Annotated in this window: 22 protein-coding genes; 20 read left to right on the top strand and 2 right to left on the bottom strand. The window is 50.2% G+C overall.

Annotated elements, in window-relative coordinates:
• Nucleotides 1-59: 59 nt before the first annotated feature.
• The 12 genes from KW829_RS22905 to KW829_RS03180 all read left to right on the top strand — a co-directional run bounded on the left by KW829_RS22905 (nucleotide 60) and on the right by KW829_RS03180 (nucleotide 8778).
• A complete protein-coding gene (locus KW829_RS22905) occupies nucleotides 60-263 on the top strand; it encodes a hypothetical protein (RefSeq protein ID WP_008500353.1) in 204 nt (67 codons plus the stop codon).
• Nucleotides 244-474 carry a DUF4761 family protein gene (locus tag KW829_RS23000; RefSeq protein ID WP_311764695.1) on the top strand — a complete coding sequence of 77 codons (231 nt, stop codon included), beginning with the start codon at nucleotides 244-246 and terminating at the stop codon, nucleotides 472-474. The genes KW829_RS22905 and KW829_RS23000 overlap by 20 nt, the downstream gene beginning before the upstream one ends.
• A gap of 175 nt (nucleotides 475-649) precedes the next feature.
• Nucleotides 650-877 carry a phage filamentation protein Fil family protein gene (locus KW829_RS03225; RefSeq protein WP_218307583.1) on the top strand — a complete coding sequence of 76 codons (228 nt, stop codon included), beginning with the start codon at nucleotides 650-652 and terminating at the stop codon, nucleotides 875-877.
• A gap of 17 nt (nucleotides 878-894) precedes the next feature.
• Nucleotides 895-1167 carry a hypothetical protein gene (locus KW829_RS03220; protein WP_023305085.1) on the top strand — a complete coding sequence of 91 codons (273 nt, stop codon included), beginning with the start codon at nucleotides 895-897 and terminating at the stop codon, nucleotides 1165-1167.
• 67 nt (nucleotides 1168-1234) lie between these two features.
• Complete coding sequence (locus KW829_RS03215) at nucleotides 1235-1459, top strand: hypothetical protein (RefSeq protein ID WP_148731443.1); 225 nt, start codon at nucleotides 1235-1237, stop codon at nucleotides 1457-1459.
• Nucleotides 1456-2004, top strand: coding sequence for a 3'-5' exonuclease (locus KW829_RS03210; protein ID WP_218307582.1), 549 nt, complete (start codon nucleotides 1456-1458; stop codon nucleotides 2002-2004). Before KW829_RS03215 ends, KW829_RS03210 begins: the two co-directional genes overlap by 4 nt.
• An 8-nt stretch (nucleotides 2005-2012) precedes the next feature.
• Nucleotides 2013-2240 (top strand): hypothetical protein, encoded by a 228-nt coding sequence (locus KW829_RS03205; RefSeq protein WP_218307581.1) that lies wholly within the window; start codon nucleotides 2013-2015, stop codon nucleotides 2238-2240.
• On the top strand, nucleotides 2237-3202 hold the full coding sequence (locus KW829_RS03200) for a Dam family site-specific DNA-(adenine-N6)-methyltransferase (protein WP_218307580.1): 966 nt from the start codon (nucleotides 2237-2239) through the stop codon (nucleotides 3200-3202). Before KW829_RS03205 ends, KW829_RS03200 begins: the two co-directional genes overlap by 4 nt.
• On the top strand, nucleotides 3202-3408 hold the full coding sequence (locus KW829_RS03195) for a hypothetical protein (protein ID WP_000152897.1): 207 nt from the start codon (nucleotides 3202-3204) through the stop codon (nucleotides 3406-3408). Before KW829_RS03200 ends, KW829_RS03195 begins: the two co-directional genes overlap by 1 nt.
• A complete protein-coding gene (locus tag KW829_RS03190) occupies nucleotides 3405-3578 on the top strand; it encodes a hypothetical protein (protein ID WP_218307579.1) in 174 nt (57 codons plus the stop codon). The genes KW829_RS03195 and KW829_RS03190 overlap by 4 nt, the downstream gene beginning before the upstream one ends.
• Nucleotides 3579-3585: 7 nt before the next feature.
• On the top strand, nucleotides 3586-5922 hold the full coding sequence (locus tag KW829_RS03185) for a replication endonuclease (protein ID WP_218307578.1): 2337 nt from the start codon (nucleotides 3586-3588) through the stop codon (nucleotides 5920-5922).
• A gap of 57 nt (nucleotides 5923-5979) precedes the next feature.
• Nucleotides 5980-8778, top strand: coding sequence for a hypothetical protein (locus KW829_RS03180; RefSeq protein ID WP_218307577.1), 2799 nt, complete (start codon nucleotides 5980-5982; stop codon nucleotides 8776-8778).
• Between the two features lie 505 nt (nucleotides 8779-9283).
• On the opposite strand, the gene KW829_RS03175 is transcribed toward KW829_RS03180, so the two are convergent.
• Both KW829_RS03175 and KW829_RS03170 read right to left on the bottom strand, forming a co-directional pair.
• On the bottom strand, nucleotides 9284-10342 hold the full coding sequence (locus KW829_RS03175) for a phage portal protein (protein WP_218307576.1): 1059 nt from the start codon (nucleotides 10340-10342) through the stop codon (nucleotides 9284-9286).
• Nucleotides 10342-12072, bottom strand: coding sequence for a terminase large subunit domain-containing protein (locus tag KW829_RS03170; protein ID WP_218307575.1), 1731 nt, complete (start codon nucleotides 12070-12072; stop codon nucleotides 10342-10344). Before KW829_RS03170 ends, KW829_RS03175 begins: the two co-directional genes overlap by 1 nt.
• Before the next feature lie 159 nt (nucleotides 12073-12231).
• Between KW829_RS03170 and KW829_RS03165 the strand changes: the two genes are divergently transcribed.
• The 8 genes from KW829_RS03165 (at nucleotide 12232) to KW829_RS03130 (ending at nucleotide 17123) form a co-directional block, all read left to right on the top strand.
• A complete protein-coding gene (locus KW829_RS03165; protein WP_175086644.1) occupies nucleotides 12232-13068 on the top strand; it encodes a GPO family capsid scaffolding protein in 837 nt (278 codons plus the stop codon).
• A 23-nt stretch (nucleotides 13069-13091) separates the two neighbouring features.
• Nucleotides 13092-14141 carry a phage major capsid protein, P2 family gene (locus tag KW829_RS03160; RefSeq protein WP_058651655.1) on the top strand — a complete coding sequence of 350 codons (1050 nt, stop codon included), beginning with the start codon at nucleotides 13092-13094 and terminating at the stop codon, nucleotides 14139-14141.
• 45 nt (nucleotides 14142-14186) lie between these two features.
• Nucleotides 14187-15044: a phage terminase small subunit gene (gpM, locus tag KW829_RS03155; RefSeq protein ID WP_218307574.1), complete on the top strand. Its 858-nt coding sequence runs from the start codon at nucleotides 14187-14189 to the stop codon at nucleotides 15042-15044.
• A gap of 98 nt (nucleotides 15045-15142) precedes the next feature.
• Nucleotides 15143-15667, top strand: coding sequence for a head completion/stabilization protein (locus KW829_RS03150; RefSeq protein WP_094948283.1), 525 nt, complete (start codon nucleotides 15143-15145; stop codon nucleotides 15665-15667).
• Nucleotides 15667-15867 (top strand): tail protein X, encoded by a 201-nt coding sequence (locus KW829_RS03145; protein WP_045292873.1) that lies wholly within the window; start codon nucleotides 15667-15669, stop codon nucleotides 15865-15867. The genes KW829_RS03150 and KW829_RS03145 overlap by 1 nt, the downstream gene beginning before the upstream one ends.
• On the top strand, nucleotides 15858-16160 hold the full coding sequence (locus KW829_RS03140) for a hypothetical protein (protein WP_045292875.1): 303 nt from the start codon (nucleotides 15858-15860) through the stop codon (nucleotides 16158-16160). Before KW829_RS03145 ends, KW829_RS03140 begins: the two co-directional genes overlap by 10 nt.
• A complete protein-coding gene (locus KW829_RS03135; protein WP_218307573.1) occupies nucleotides 16144-16689 on the top strand; it encodes a lysozyme in 546 nt (181 codons plus the stop codon). Before KW829_RS03140 ends, KW829_RS03135 begins: the two co-directional genes overlap by 17 nt.
• Entirely contained in the window at nucleotides 16686-17123 is a 438-nt protein-coding gene (locus KW829_RS03130; RefSeq protein WP_218307572.1) for a DUF2570 domain-containing protein, read from the top strand. The genes KW829_RS03135 and KW829_RS03130 overlap by 4 nt, the downstream gene beginning before the upstream one ends.
• Nucleotides 17124-17282: the final 159 nt, after the last annotated feature.

Raw genomic sequence — 17282 nt, 5'->3', positions numbered from 1 at the left:
TCCATGAAATCTGAGCCGCAACAGCATTCTGGTAATTAACATCGGAAATCGAGGTAAAAATGACGGGCGTAACCATCAATATGAATGTTGCAGCTCCTTATATATCTCTGAAGGAGTATTCCAGGATAACCGGGATTCCATTCGAAACATGTCGGCTAATGGTTCGTGACGGAAGAATAATTATCAGACCTAAAGAGTTAACGGGGGGCAAGGTGGAAGTAAATATGATAGCCATGCTCAAGGATGCTATTGCAAACAGTTAACAGGATAACCATGCATCAGCTCATTCAACTTAGTCGACATAGTTATGTCTATCGCGGATTCACTATTCATATGTGTCCAAGAAGATCGCGCACTATGCAGAGAGCCTATAGCGTTTTAAATGACGGTAACTACTTCGGCAGAGACTTTGCATTAGCAGAGGCAATACAGACAATTGATAAACTAAGAAGTGGTGGAAGAAATGAAGCTTGAAATGATCGTTGGGCTCCTATTTTTCTCAATTGTAGTAATAAGCCTGATTCAGTTTCTAATCAGATTGCACTGTAAGAAGGTTAGGCAGAAAAGAGAAAAAGCCTTATCAGAATTTAAAGCGCGCCGGGAAGAAGTAGAGAGGAAAGCACGCGGGCAACTTTAACAGGTATACGATATGAACGAAGAGATCCCATCACTGGCAAGCCTCCTGAAAAATGGTTGTCAGGTTACGCACTACCGTAATACGCGGGGCTGGATTGAATGCCCGGACGGGCGTTTCTTTAAGCCGGAGCCTAATAAGATTCGTTTTGTTAAGGGAATGAGCAAACCTTTTATTTATACAAAAAAGATAAATAAAGGCGTGCTGGCTACCCTGGCAAGAGCATTTAAAAAGCTCTTGTAACAAGAAAAGGGGCTTACATGTTTACTGAAGAGAAAACATCGTGGGAACGGGAAATGCTGATCCGCGAGGCGGTAGAAAATGCGGAGCAGGGTTTTACCGTAATTTTGAAAAATGGAAATCGCATTATCGTTGCACCAGATAGCCCATCTATTGATCTGATTATTTACGGGCTGGAGAAAACAATTCGAGGTAATCACGAGCGTGCGCGAATGACCTTTATTGATTTTCTTTATTACTGGCACGAAAGGTTGTTTAAACAGGTTAAAAGAAAACCTCGCCCTAACCACTAATTAAGCAGGCTTAAATTAACGGCATTCATTTTGCCGGGGATTCGTTTTGCCTTTTTCAGGAGGTTGCATGTCGGTTAAGTCAATAAAGCTGGATGGCGAAATAAGTGATCCGGAGTTTGTAGAGATAAGCACCAACGCACGCAAACACGAACGCGCCCACATTTTGGGGTTGCTTCGTATTTTTGTCAGCCAGCTGAAAAAGGAAAGCGCCACACCAGAAGAGATTTATTCATCAGTCGAGCGGTGGATCGCAAGCCGCGAATTAACCATTAACGAGGGTAACAAACAATGAATAACTTCATGTTAGATATTCGCGCGCTGGGGAAAGCGCCAGACTCGCCGATCTTTGCAATTGAGTGCGTATTCTTCGAGCCATCAACAGGGAAGATTGGACCGCAATACTATCGAGCAATCGACATTAGAACTGTGGGTAGCGTTAATCCTGAGGCTGTTTTCCAACTCATGAAGGGGGACTCGGCACAGCGAGCAGAGATCATCCACGCAACCTGTAGCGAGGCCGGAGCTGTGGAGGGGGCATGTCGGTTTATTAGTGAAACGGCATCAAAACATGAAACCCTCATTTGCTGGACCGCCGGAGACTCCGCAGATGTTACTAAGCTTGCGTACGCTCTGTCTCGCTATGGGATGGGCCCGCGTCTGCCATCCTTCGAAATTCGCTATCTCTCAACGTTAATCCACATCGCCGGTGTCACCGGATATACACCGCACCCGCGCCGCTCGACGGCAACCTACATGCTGACCGATGCCGTATATCGGGCAGAGCAGGTTTGCGAGGTCTGGCAGCGTCTGACCAGCCCTCACTTTGAATCCCTGTGAGGCCCGCCATGCATACGCGTCTTTCAGTCGTTTGCAGCGCGCCATTGCCTGTATGCACCAAGGCGATTGCCGCCCTGAAATGTTTTTCACGTGGTCAGCGCAACTTCACCCGCATCAAGCCGCACGCCTATCTCGTGAACCGTATTGGCCGCCGCTGGCGCTTGCTTAGCAAGAACGGCGGCGCTCAGTGGCGACTCATGACCCATGAAACCTACAACCAGGAGTTTCGCAAATGATCAGATCGCCAATTAAATGGGCGGGAGGAAAAACCCGCGTTATGCCGCAGCTGCTTAAGCATTTGCCGAAAGCGGATTGTCTGATTGAGCCGTTTGTGGGTAGTGGAACTGTGTTCATGAACACGGATTACCGCCGCTACGTTCTCTGCGACAGCAATATTGCGCTGATTAATTTTTTCCGACAATTAACCAGCCGCAAAGAAGACGCTATTGCCGCCTGCCGCTGGGCTTTCAAAGGCGGAAACAGTGCAGAGGAATACTACAGACGGCGCACAGAGTTCAATTCACTGGCCCGCCAGGCTGACTCCGATCCGGACGCAGCAATGCTTTATGCCGCGTATTTCCTGTATCTGAATCGCCATGGCTATAACGGTCTGTATCGCGTTAACCAGAAGGGTGAATTCAACGTTCCATTCGGTAAGTATGCCGAACCTTACTTTCCTGAAGCGGAAATGCGCTTATTCGCCGAAAAGGCCAGCGACACCAAAGTGGTCTTTATCCATAGTGATTTCCGCCAATCTATCCCTGACGTTATGCAACTCGCGCATGACGCGGTGATTTATTGTGACCCACCCTATATCCCTGCAAGCGACACCGCCAATTTCACCGCATACGGCAAACCCTTTACCCTAGATGATCATCGCGCTCTGGTAGCGGCTCTTGTGGCTGTTAACCGTCAGTACGCCACCCGCTCGATCATCTCAAACAGCGACACGCCTGATACCCGCGAAATTTACTCCGCCTTCAACCTTCACTCCCTGAGTGTCCGCCGCTCTGTGAGCGCCAAAAGCCGCGATATGGCTGGCGAGGTTATTGGCGTTCTTCGCGTGTGTGATGGCTGCGATCGTGCTGGCGGTGGTTGCTGTCCGGATTGTGGGCCGGTAATGGGGAATGCGACTTACGGCGAGATGTTTTTAGGCTTCGACCCTGCCAAGGGCTGTGAAACGCAGGAGCCTTTCTGATGACCATTAAAAAGACTCATACGGGCATCGTTATTACCAAAGACGGCCCGCAGCGCAAGAAGCTGCACCAGACGGAATCCATGTGGGTAGTCGGCAAAACAGAGTGCTACCGGAAAGACACCGGCAAACGTCACTTTGCCGAACATACCCGCCGTCGATTGCTGCTTGACTCAATCGAAGAGATTCGGGAGGTCGCCACCCGATGAACACAGTTGATGCAGTGATTACTCGCGTGCTCGACGTTCGCCCATACCGCCATTTCTGGATCGTTGAGGTGGAGGTATTGAGCTGGGGCAGGTTCAGCCGTACGACCATTATCCGTGATACCGAAAAAGATGCTCGCCAGGTTCAGCCCGGTGACACAGTGACGGTTTAGGTGGTGTATGTCAGATCTCACCGCCTTAGCATGGGAATGGAATACCAAACGGCAGGCCATCAACCCCCATAAAACCGAAAGTTCAGCTATTGAGTATCTGACACCGAAAGGCGAGCGCAGGGCGCTCGCTTATGGTGATCTGGTTGATACGGTCTACAGCGCACCATTGCGCCCGCGCGAGGGCGATGCGCGTGAGGCATTTGATCGAAATGGCCGCGCTAACTACCTCCGCCGCCGGGTGCAAACGCTCCCGGCGTTTATCCGTAAGCGCTTCTCGCAGCACCTTGAAAACCTCGAACGCAGCAAACCAAAAGACGTCGTGCGTTGGCTGTTCGGTACGTTTGAGCGTCATGTCTTACGCCGTGTTGATGCGGTTAACGCGCAATACCTCCCACAAAGTACGCTCCCGGCGCTTCTTCTTCCGCTGCGTGATGAATTTCACCTGCTGCCGTGGGCGGACAAAAAGCGTCTGAAAAGACTGGCGTATAAGCTTGCGAACCTGATGAAAAGCGAGTTTATGCGCGAGTTTGATTTTCAGTATGAGCAAACATCCGATCTCGAGTTTTCGTCGATTTACGCGTACGGGGCTATAGCGAGCAAAGCGGCGACGCTCAATATCGCGATCCCCGGATGGGCGCGTTATTGCGACGAAGAACTGGACGCCGACGAGGCGCTGCGTGCCGCTGGCAGACTTCATTCCGAAAAATGGTGGCTTAACAAAATCCGCCGCATTCATGACTGCTGGCGCGAACATCTAATGATCGCGACCGGCTACGTCAGCAAAGTGGCTTCACCATATTGCTCTGATCCCTGCTTCAGGGAATGGGTGGCGCAGAAAAAAGCGAACTTCGAATTCCTTCAGGCGATGGAGCTGGAAGACCAGGACACCGGCGAGCGCAGCTCATTACTGGATAAGGTGATGGGTAGTGTTTCCAACCCGAAGATCGCGCGGCATGAGCTGATGGTGCGCATGCGCGGGTTTGAGGATATGGCGAATGAAATGGGGCTGGTTGGCATGTTCTACACGCTGACAGCGCCGTCGCGTTACCACTCAACGCATGTCCAGTCAGGCAGACGAAACGATAAGTACCAGCACACCAGCCCGCGACAGACGCAAAAATACCTTTGCAAAGTCTGGGCGCGCGTCAGAGCCAAATGGAGTCGTGAAGGTATCCGCACGTTTGGTTTTCGTGTTGCAGAGCCACACCACGATGGAACCCCTCACTGGCACCTGCTGCTCTTCCTCCGTCCTGAGGAGGTGGAGTATGCAACAGCCATTTTCCGTAAGCATGCCATGAGAGAAGACGGGCAGGAGCCGGGGGCACAGGAGCACCGCTTTACCGTTAAGCCAATCGACGAGCAATTTGGCTCGGCGACGGGCTACATCGCCAAATACATTTCCAAAAATATCGATGGATACGGCATGGATGGTGAGCTTGATCTTGAGTCAGGCCAGCCAGTCAGGGATATGGCAAAGCGCGTGCGTGCCTGGGCTTCACGATGGAATATCCGCCAGTTTCAGCAGATTGGCGGCGCGCCGGTGACCACCTGGCGGGAGCTGCGCCGGTTAGGTGACCGTGAGCTGGTATTGCATCCGGAGCTTGAAGCGGCACGCGCCGCAGCCGATGCGCCAGACTGGCCGGGATATACCAACGCTCAGGGCGGGCCATTTGTCGCGCGCGATTGCCTGCGCGTTCGGCTTAACTATGAATTCACCGAAAACGGCAATGATTATGGTGACACGGTCGCCAAAATTACTGGCGTTTATTGCCCTTATACGGGCAGCGAATCAGTCATTTTCACCCGTACCACCGATTACAAGATTGTGCCGAAGCGTAAGCCGTCGCCGGTCGAGATTTTGACCTTAGAAGGCCGCGCAGCGGCCCCTCGGAGTTCTGTCAATAACTGTACGCAGGATCCCGCGACAGGTGCAGACGGTCTTGAACATGCCGATCACGAAGTGGGCGTGACGGTGAATTTTGATTCTCTTTCACGGCAGGAAAATCGAGAACTGGCGCAGCGGCTGAGTGACGATATGAGAAGTAAGCGTAAAAAACGGTCACCGGAGCGGGAAGAGGGGACCGGGCTATCCGTTAAAGAGCAACAGATCAGCGAACTGCTGGCACTGCGTGGGATTGATGCCAGCGTTGGGATGATAAAATCATTTATTGCAGGGGCGCATATTGGCTATGGTAATCTTATCTTCGTGTTTAAAGATGGGCGGCTGACAATTAACAATCGATTGGATGCGGGCTTTGAAGTTTCAACTAAACAAAAGATGGCGAACATCTTAGATAGAGATAGAATATTAGAAAGGTTGAAGAAAGCCTTGGATGTAAAGTGATAGGCAAAATGGTGCCTTGTTATAAGTGTGACTACTTATTGCAAATTGGGATAGGTTATGAGTGTTATAAAAATAGAAGTAGATGGTAAGCCAAAACAAGCTGTTATTTATGATAATGTAAAGAAAACAATAATTTTCTATTTGGTTATTTCCTTTTTGATTCTAGCTGGGATGTACTTTTCAAGGTATTGCAATGAACCATATAAATATCTTTTGATTAGCCCATCTTTTTATAATAATTCTTATCTCAACTGGATTACTGGTGTTTGGGGCAGTTTTTTAGGAATACACGGTACTATAGCTGCTTTGTCTATAACCTTTATGGGAATGTTTGTTGATCAGGTTTCTAAGACCTCTGAGCATGGTTTCGAGTCTTTGTCTAAAGTGCTTTTACTAAGGGAATATAATTTTTTAGGGTTTAGTGTCCAATCTGTATGTAGTCTTTTATGTGGTGTTTTTTTACTTCTTATCGGTAGCGGTTTAATTGGGTATTTTATTTCATCTTTCTTTTCATTGTTTTTCATTTTTAAATACGGAATAATGTATTATAGGCTTTACAATATAACCGAGGAATCTGGTGTTATTAATGGGATTTTGTTGGACTCTATACGCTCTACGGGAAAAAAATATAACGAGGTAAACAATCAACGTCAGGAAATTACTAATGAATTTTCTAAGGTGATTTCTAGTTGCAATTACTACAGTAATGACCAAAGTACTTTCTACTGGAGTGATGATGCTATAACATTAAATATTTTCCCTGAAGGAAACGATATTGCTATTTCAGGTTACAAACCAAAGGTATTTAGCGAACTTTCAAATAAACTTATGGAGTTTAATCTTAAACATGCCCCTACTATATTTATTTCATTGTCATTTTTATCGCCCATATCAACTTCCTCAATAAAGATAATTACTACTGTAGATTCTGATTTAACTGAAGCGCACATTTCAGAAATTGAATCTATTTTGAAGAAAGGAATAAGTTATAGTATTATCCCTTATGTTTATAGCGATTTTAAAAAAATTGAAGAAGCACTTGTAGAAAACATTAGAAATTGTTTACTAAATGGTGATGAGTGGTCGTTAGATTTTGGTGTGCGTATTTTTAATGAATTAACTTCAAATGAAAACTATATAAACACATTAAGGAATATTGATTTATCAATAACATCATCGAATACCAAAGATCTTGTTAAGACATCAATGCTCGCAAAGTTTTTTGAAAAAATGATTTATGAGGCCTTTAACCAAAACGATCTAGAGAAAGCAGCGAATATAATGCGGTCATTAATTGGACTTGCAAGATATATTTATAGCAAGAGTAATTTTTCCGATTTTTACAAAAGAATTTTCAGGCTGTTTGAACACCGAGTTAGGTATCGTTCGGAAGAATCAAATTATGTGTTCTTAGATTTATATATATCGATAGTTTTGCGAAACTTAGTTTATAATAATTATGCAGCATTCAAAGTTGATACTGATTTTGTAACTAATAGATTGCAGTACTTAGATCTTAGTAATAAGGCAGAGCATGACTCACTGAACGAAATGCAACGTAAAATGTTACGCTGCTTATTTGAAGTAATAACTTTGTTAATTATGCGGATAGAACATGTTGAAAAAAAGGAGGGTGAGTACAAAGAAGAGCTTAACGATTTGATTTCTTTATTGAAGTCTTGGGTGAATGCTAAGTTTTTGCAAGAATTATATTATAAGAAAGAACTTTACGATGTGTTATTTTCTATTCCTCAAGAGTTTTCGGTGTTTGATGCGGAAACTAAAATTCGAGAAATTCCTGATGGAGAGGCGACGTGGAGATCGGTTTCGAATGACACATATAAGATGATTGCATTTATCCTTACTCAAAGTTCATTCAATAATAATCAATTGAACCTCTTGTTTGTTCGAGATGTTAATGAGTTCAAAGATGCAACTTCAATATTGACGCATGAATTAAACTCTATTGTAAAGTACATGAATGGGGAATCTTTTTCTAAATTATTTACACTTATCACTAATACAGATGTCACTGATAACAAAAACAAACAACAAGTTGTGTCAAAACTGGAGTCAATTATTTCAGCGTTAAATTCTTTAGTATTGCGCAACATAATTGAATCAGAATTAGAACCCTCACTAGTTGATAAATATAAAAATGAAATAACACTTTCTGTGGAGAAACTCTTTGAGCTAATTATGCCTTTGGATAATATAGCTTTAGGAATAGAGATAAATGGAATTGATACTTATCTCTTAATAAATAAAAGAGAAGTACTTCCAGCAACAGACGGGGTTTCTTATGAAATGAATATTCACAACCATAGCCAATGGTTAGTATATGAATGGATTCGAAGTGTATTGAATAGCATCAATGCAAATGTTGTGAATATTATTAACATTAATGACCCTGAAGATTTGTTAGTCGACAAGTTAATTACAATCGAATATATGGTTGAAGATAGGAGTAATACGTTTAGATATTCAAGAGGTTTAAAGATTACTGATAAGGAAGGTCATCTAAAATTAAACGGTTCAGGATTGTATTATTTGGATTTGTTAAGTAATTTTGAATTGGAAAAATCAAATGAATTACTATCTGTAAATATTGAGAAGGTTACTGATGGTAATATTGAAGTCATCAAGGATCGATATAATTTTGAAAATGATAATCCTTATCTGTACTCAATTCTATATGCCACATTTAACATCGTTGCGGTACCAAATAATGTATGTAACCTTTATTTCTTATCAGAGGAGGCATGTCAAATAATCAATGAAAGGCAAGAAAGAGAAATGGAACAGTTGATTATAGGAAACAGAACCGAGAATCCTGATAACAGCAATGTGGCTTAAAAAGCAAAAATGAGAAGTAATTAGCTATCATGACCTTAACTCGCGCATATGCACAGATTTTTAGAGCGGGATATCGTCAAGTCAAACCAGAAGCAGCAGGCCTTGGGCTGCTGCGCAACAGTGCACAATTTTGCACAATTTTTTTGATGCAGTTTATGCTCTATACGACCAGCGATGGCACGGTTTGGATTAGAATCGGCAAATGCACAAAAAACGAAACAAATGTCGCGCGCAGGTGACGGGGGAACAGCCCACGCGAAAGGGGGTAGGGAGGGGATGCCTTTAGATGCCATATTGCGGCCTTCCATGCCTTCTACGGGCCCTGTTTCGCTTCCGGGTGTGCGCGGGATCGATTGCAGTTTACGCCTGCCAGAGTGGCGCTCATGCGCTCTCAGTGAGGTGTGTTAAATCTCATGCCGAACGGTGTTCAGGTGGTGGTCTGTCATGCGGTTAATGAAAATTACTGAAAGAGAACCGCCGCAGGATATGCGGCGGGTGGGGCGGGTCACTCGTCTTTGAGCAGAGCGTAGGGATTGAAGCGGATCACTTCCTGACCGAGCCAGTCATTGATGCCCTTCATCGCTTCCATTACTGGCAACATTTCGTTGATGGCGAAGACACGCGCGGCCTTCTCAACATCACCGAGCGATCCGTTGCCTTCCGGCATTGCGCCCATTAGCTGTGGAGGGATGCGGTGAGCGTCGCGCAAATCGTTGCGCGTTGCTGATTTGATGTTAAGAAACTCATCCTTTGCCGATATCTGGCTGAACGGCAACAGTTGCACGCCGTCTTTGCCGCCACCCGGTGCGTGGATCAGCACGTTTTTGAAGGAGCCTTTACCTCTGGCCTGCGACAGCGTCTTCTGCACCACCTTTATGCTTTCCTGATCCACCTTCTCCGAACCGACATAGAGAATGCATCCGGCGTGAGAGCCGTTGTCATAGTAGAGTTTGCGAAACCTGTCGGCAGAATGGGACAGGCTGGCGGACAGCAGCGCCCCCATGTATTCAGGCATACCATAGATTTCCTGATGAATATCCGGGTTCATGATGTGGCAGATCTGCCCCGTCTTAAACTCGTATTCATCTTTCCACTGCCGGATAAACCAGTAAGTATCAAGGTCACTCCCCCGCCGTGTGTGCAGGGCCGGAACATGCTGGAGTTTGAGCGGTGCGCCCAGGAGGTTAGAGCGACGTTCAAGGTAGGCATTGCCGAAGACAAACCAGTCCAGCGCAAAAGCAGAGAAGGCCTGACGTGAGAGTAATGGGTGAGGGATATAGCACCCGGTCAGCACATTGCGTTTGAAGTAAAGCGCCGACTGATGCAGCGGGGATTGTGCGAACGCACGGGTTAACCCTTTCCAGTCTATTGGTGTTTCGTAGTACCGTCCGTTATCGACGCAGCACATGCTGTCCAGCAGATCGTAGCCGTCTGTTACTGAATATGGCCCGTCAAACGTGAAGGCGCTGAGCGCCGGATCGCTTCTGAGCGCGTCAGAAATATCAGGCTGTCCGGCACTGCCTCTGCTGGCAGTGTGTTTGTTTTTGTAGGTGCGCTTCTTCATCAGAACTCCATAGCAAACCCGCCACTGCCACTCTCCTGGCCCAGCGGTTCGTTAATAATGGCGAGCATATTTGCCCAGGCTAAATCCCCGTGGCTGACGCCGCGCGAGCGGTCAGTGTCATAGGTGATGAATCCGCCCGGCGTCTTTACCTTGCGAACAGAGTTAAAGGCGTTGATCAGGGCGCGCTCGCTGCGGTCATATTCCCATCGCCCGGCGCGGATCAGCTGTAGCATTTTCAGCACCAGGGCGCGCTTTGACGTCATTGACATGGTGTAGGGCATCGCCATCGGGAAAAACTTCTTCACTATCTGGTAAACGGCTTCACCATTACCGCCCGTCACGTCGATGCCGACATGCTGAACGTTGTATTTGAAGGTGAAGTTTTCGATAACTTTCGCCTGCTCTTCAAATTCAAGGCCGCGCACCTGTTCCGTTTCCACCGTGCGGAATTTACCGCCCGGCACCAGTGGCGGAACCGCAACGCAAATCGCGCCGCTGTCACCGTTGCCGCTGCTGCCGTTGGCGTCATATCCAATCCATACCGGGCGGTTACCCATCGGCCTGGACGCGAAAGGCTTCCAGTCCGGCCATTCGTCGTAACCATCTGCCCCGCAGCCAATCAGGGCGTTAAGGTTGAATGCAGACTCGCCATCGCGAACGAACTCGCACATGTACAGGTTGCGGAATTCATCCTCGCTGTTTTCATCCTGAATTTCTTCAAGGTCGGTGTATTCCCAGCCGTGGTCTATCACGTCCTTCAGGGTGACTATCTGACGCCAGGTTTTATCCGGGCATAACAGCCCGCTGTTCAGCGTTTTCCAGCCCACATCAAACGCTTTGCGCTGTGCCTTCGGGCGTTTCTCATTCCAGCGATCGCCCGTCCAGAACGGGTAAGCCTCATGGGTTTCACCTGACGGCGTGGAAAAGTAGGTACGCGTTAGCCCCTTCAGCGTTGCCATCGCCCCTGCAACCTTTCGCAGGTTGGTAAAGTTGCTGACCCAAAAGAATTCGTCAAACTTCAGGTTGCCCGTATAGGACTGCGCCGTCGCCGCAGACGTGCCGAGGAAATGCAGCTCTGCGCCGTTACTCAGTACAATTTTGTCACCCCCCTTAAGCTCAACATCTACCTCTTCGGCAACTCTCTGAATGAATCCCCTGAACTGGTGAGCCTGGCGGCGGGATGCAGACAGAAATATCTGGTTGCGCTGGTACGGGTATTTCACATCGTCACGCAGCGCATCAAGTAACGCCTCGCGGGCAAAGTACCAGGTTGCGCCAATCTGGCGGGACTTCAATATCATGCGGTTTCGGTGGTGGCGTTGCTCATACCAGCCACGTTGATGCCACGACAGCGAATCCAGTATTTTCTCCCGCAGCGCGACGATCTGTTCTTCGGTGAAGTGATTTTTCAGCTTGCGCTTGCGCGGCTTTTTGCCCGCTCCAGTCTCCGCCTGCTGTCCGTCAGACAGCTTTTTCAGTTGCCGGGTAAGCAGATCAATCTCTTTGAAGTCTCCCCCTGTCTTGTCTTTCTTGTCCGTCAGTTGGATGAGGCGAGCATCCATAGACTGGCTGACGCGCTGGACGGGCGGCGTTTCATCCCATTCATCGCGTTTTTTCCATGAATAAATTGTGTTCTGATTAATTCCCATCAGACGCGCGATCTCCGCTGGCGGGTAGCCCTGCCAGTAAAGTTGTTTTGCTCTCTGACGTACAAAAGCGTCCTGTATCATCTGCCCTCCACCGTTGATGTGGTGAAGATTACCCCGCGCGCGATCCCCCTATCGCCCACTTTAAGGTCTCGCCTTCCTCCGACAACAAAACCTCGTTGAGACAGCAAGTTACGCTCTGCCATCATGACCGTACAGAAACCACTCAACAGGATTATCGACATGGCCAGCGCAGCTAAACCAGCCCGTAAGAAATTCCGCGTTGCTGTCTCCGGTGCCACCGTTGACGGGCGTGAAATTCGCCCTGAGCACCTTCGTGATGCAGCAGCAAACTACAGCCCGGACGTGTACGGCGCACGCGTCAACGTGGAGCACTACCTTTCGCCGTTCCCCGGCAGTGACTTCGGCGCAATGGGGGATGTGACAGCGCTGAGTGCTGAAGATATCAGTGAAGGCCCGCTCGCCGGACGCACCGCGCTTTACGCCGAGATCGAACCTTCTGAGCGCATGAAGAAGCTGACGGAAGAAGGTAAGAAAATTTACTCCAGCATTGAGCTGCACCCGCAGTTCGCGCTTAACGGCAAGGCTTATGTCATGGGGCTGGCAATGACCGATACCCCGGCGAGCCTCGGCACCGAGCGCCTGAAGTTTGCCGCGCAGCAGCGTCAGCAGGTTATGTCCTTCAACAATCAGCAGGGTGAAGCCCCGCTGTTCACCGATGCCATTGAGGCAGAAATCATCGAACTGGCTGAGCAGCGCAGCGATGAGGGTAAACAGTGGTTCGCGCGCGTCATGGGGATTATCGGCAAAGGCCGTAAATCTGACGGTGAGCAATTCAGCCAGGTGCGTGACGCCGTGGAGAACGTCGCCCAGTCCCATGCCGATCTGCTGGACAGCTTCAACGACCTGAGCCGCGCCCGCGAGCAGGACAGCCAGGCCATTCAGAAGCTGACCTCCGACCTTGCCGCGCTGACCAGCAAGCTGGGAAGCACAGACGGCAATTTCAGCCAGCGGGCACCCGCGAGCGGTGGCGCTAACGCGCAACTGGCTGATTACTGATATTCACAAAGAGAGCAGAGAACATGGATAACAATACCCGCCAGCTATTTGATCAGTACATCGCCCGGCAGGCACAGCTCAATGGCGTATCAACCGCCGCCGTTGCTGCAAAATTCGCCGTAGATCCGACGCGTCAGCAGCGCCTTGAGCAGGCCGCACAGCAGGATGATTCTTTCCTGAGCAAAATTAACGTGTTTGGCGTCAATCAGCAGATCGGTCAGAAAGTCCTGATCGGCAGCAAAGGCCCGATGGCTGGCGTAAACAACAGTGTTACCAGTCGTCGTAACCCTGGCTCAAATCATTCAATGGAGCCGTTCGACTACATGTGTCGCAAGGTCAACTATGACTACGGTATCAGCTATGAACAGCTTGATGCGTGGGCGCACATGCCGGAGTTCCAGCCGCTGATCAGTAAGGCAATGGCCCGCCAGATGTCGCTTGACCGCATCATGATTGGCTTTAACGGCGTTAAGTACAGCGACCCGTCTGACCGTGCCGCTAACCCGCTGTTGCAGGACTGTGGCATTGGCTGGCTGGAAAAAATCCGCCAGGAAGCGCCGCACCGCGTCATTTCCAATGTGACGATCACCTCGCGCGATGAAGATAACAAGATTGTCGCAAAAGGCACCTACGGCAACATTGGCGCTGCGGTGTACGACGCCAAAAACAGCCTGATGGATGAATGGCACAAACGTAACCCGGATAACGTGGTGATTCTGGCGGGCGACCTGCTGACGAGCAGCAATTTCTCGGCCATCAACGCATTAAGCCAGACCAACCCGAATACCGAAATGCTGGCCGGTCAGCTTATTGTCGCGCAGGAGCGCGTAGGCAATATGCCGACCTTTATCGCGCCTTACTTCCCGGTAAATGGCGTGCTGATCACGCCGTTCAAAAACCTGTCGGTGTACTACCAGCGTGGCGGTCTGCGCCGGACGATCAAAGAAGAGCCGGAATACAACCGTGTCGCAACGTATCAGTCGTCAAACGATGACTTCGTCATTGAAGATTACGGCAATGTTGCGTTCATTGACGGCATTCAGTTCGCCCAGGCCGAACCGGCAGGCGAGTGACAGAAGCGGCGGGGCATTGCCCCGCCATGACGGGGAGAAGTGACGATGTTAACACCGGCACAACGACATTTTCAGAAGGTCATGGCAGAACGCCGGGGCCAGGCGGATGAAGAATCCGATATCCAGCGCACCGCGCATGAGCAAATTCTGCATCGCCTGCGTATGGACTTGTCCCGCCTCAGCGGCGTGCAGTCCGAAGAAACCAAAGCCGAAATGAAAAAATCCATGCTGCCTGAATATGAGGGATGGATTGAAGGCACGCTCGACGGCGACAGCGGGCGGCAAGATGAAGTCATTACCAGACTGATGGTCTGGGCGATTGACTGTCGTGACTATGCGCTTGCGTTGAGGATGGGGCGCTACGTGGTACGCCACGGGCTGACGCTGCCGGATAACTTCAACCGCACGGCGGCAACATTCCTGACCGAAGAAATGAGCAAACCAGTACTGACGCTTGCCGCTGCTGATGCCGACGCTGATTTATCGGCCAGTACCGCAGTGCTTGATGAAGTGGCGGAGATTGTCGCCGACAGTGATATGCCGGATGTGGTGCGTGCCAAGTTGTGCAAGGCCCGTGCGCTTGCCCGCCGTGGCGCGACTGATATCACGGCTAAAGCAGAAGCGCTGGCGCTGTTCCGTGAGGCGCTGACGCGCAACCCCAACGCCGGGGTGAAAAAAGAGATCGCCACGCTTGCCCGTGAAGTTAAGAAGCTGTCTGCGGATAGCGGCACAGGTGAAAGCGACGCGGCCAGCACCGACAAAACTGACGTTACTGCTGAGCCTGTCCCTGAAAAGAGCACCACCGCCAGCGCAGCAGGTAAAGCGACGACGCGTAAAACCATGACCAGGGCGGCAACAGGCAAAGCGACAAAGCGCAAGCCTGCCAGCCAGAAAAAGAATTAACGACTTCGGCCCCGTCCGACAGGCGGCGCGGGTGGATATCTGCCCGTTTACGGTCTTTTAACCACCCGCCCACCGCCTGATTTATGGGAGATGAGTGCATGAGCAGCCTTGTGGCAAATAAGCGCGTGTTGCCTGCCGACAGCGATACGCCCGATGTAGATGATGGTGATACCACCGTCAGTGCCGGGGGCTTCTGGCCGGTGATTAAACTGGCCGATCTTCGTCTGGCCGCGCGCATCACTGGCGGCATCACCACGTCCAGGCTGATGCACGTCACCACGGAAGCGGTAGCCCATGTCACTGCGCAGTTGCTTGACTGGCGTGCCGGTCAGGTCAAAGCAGGTTTTCAGACGCTGGAAGATGTGCCTTCAGCCCTGCCATCAGGTGAGATGGAAAAGCTGGTTATCAACGGCGAAAACGTGAAGGTGTACCGCTTCCGCCGCGCAGTCTATTCGATTGCCAGGGCGCTGGTACTTGAAGGCTATCGCGACGTTGATACCACGGCGAAAGGCGATAAAGACGCCGCCGCGCTTGACCTGCAACGGGATGATCTCTGGCGGGATGCCCGCTGGAGTATCGCTGACATTCGCGACACCCCGCGCCTCTATGCGGAGCTTTGCTGATGAAAGTGAAGGCATTGCAGGGGGATACGGTGGATTTGCTTTGCTGGCGTCACTACGGCACCACGCAGGGCGTGACCGAAAAAGTGTTGTCTGCCAATCCCGGACTGAGCCAGCAGGTTTTTCTTGATGCCGGTCAGGAGATTGAACTGCCGGAAATCGCGCGTAAAGCGACACAGGAGATGGTGCAGCTATGGGATTAAGTTTTTTTCAGCGCCTGAATGACTGGCTGACATTCACGATGTCAGCGATGGTCACGAGTATCGGCGTCATGACACTAAGCGAAAAGATTGCGCTGGCCGGTCTTCTCGTCGGGATGGTTTTTGGTGCCCGTGGATGGCTCTATCGCGCCCGCATCGAACGGGGGCAGAAGCGTCGAAACGAACTGATTAACCAGATCCTTGAGCAGGCAGAACACAGACAGATGAGTGAGTCAGAGCGCCGGGCGCTTGACCTTCTGCAACAGAATGAGCCGGAAGATGAAACAGCTTATTAAAAAATGCTCCATTGCGGCCATTGTTGCGCTGGGTATCACGCTGAGTCCTGGCGCGTTGCGCACCACGCCTGAAGGCCAGCAAAAGATTGCTGGCTGGGAAGACTGCCGGAATACGCCCTACTACTGCACGGCTGGCGTGCTGACGGTTGGAATTGGTTCGACGGGACGTGTTGAAAAGCGTGAGTACAGCGACGGCGAGATCGCCGGTCGCTGGATTAACGATATGCGGCACGCTGAAAACTGCATTAACCAGAATTTTGAAGGCGCGCATATGCCGCAGTCTGCCTTTGAGGCCATGACGGATGCCGGTCTTAATGTGGGGTGTACTGGACTGATGTGGTTCACGGACGGCCAGAAGCGAAAGCAGCGCACGACCATCTGGAAGAAGGCGCAGGCGCATGAATGGCAGGCGATGTGTAACCGGCTGACGGACTTTGTGAACAGCGGCGGTAAACGCAGCCAGGGGCTGGTTAACCGGAGAACGGATTTTAAGGCGTGGTGCCTGCATGACGTGGAGGCTGTTAAGTGAAGATTACAGCCATTTTATGTGCACTACTGGCGCTGGCCTCTGGTGGCCTGCTCTGGCAGACGCATCAACGCGGTAAAGACTCCGTGCGCACTGAAGCACTTTCACGCGAGGTAAAGAGTAATGGTGAGATGCTGGATGAGCTGCGGGCACTGACTACTGACGCCCGCGAAGTCCTTGCACAGTTGCGGGCAGCCGAACAGCAAAGAAACGCCGAGGGAGAAAAGCGACGTGAATACATACGCGATGCCATCAAAGACGATACGTGTGCCAGTACTGTTGTGCCTGCTTCTGTCAGTAACAGCCTGCAACACCGTACCGCCGCAGCCGCAAATGAAAATCGTGCACGAACCGGTGCCGGAAAGCCTGACGGCAGCAACGCCAGCGCCGGAACTGACCTCCCCGGTAACGTGGGGCGCAATAGCCATCTGGAGTGATCGCCTGCGCGATGCGCTGGATACCTGCAACGCCGATAAGGCGGCGATAGCCGATCTCGATCTGCGCCGCCTGAAAAGACTGACTGACCACGCGAGGGCCACACCATGACCTTTTTCGACTACCTGAGCGCTCACCCTTACTGGACGCTTATTCATCTG

The organism is Enterobacter sp. ENT02 (assembly GCF_019219165.1).
Taxonomy (GTDB): domain Bacteria; phylum Pseudomonadota; class Gammaproteobacteria; order Enterobacterales; family Enterobacteriaceae; genus Enterobacter; species Enterobacter mori.
Note: the sequence above shows the minus strand (reverse complement) of the source record. Positions and strands in the feature narration are given on the sequence as shown.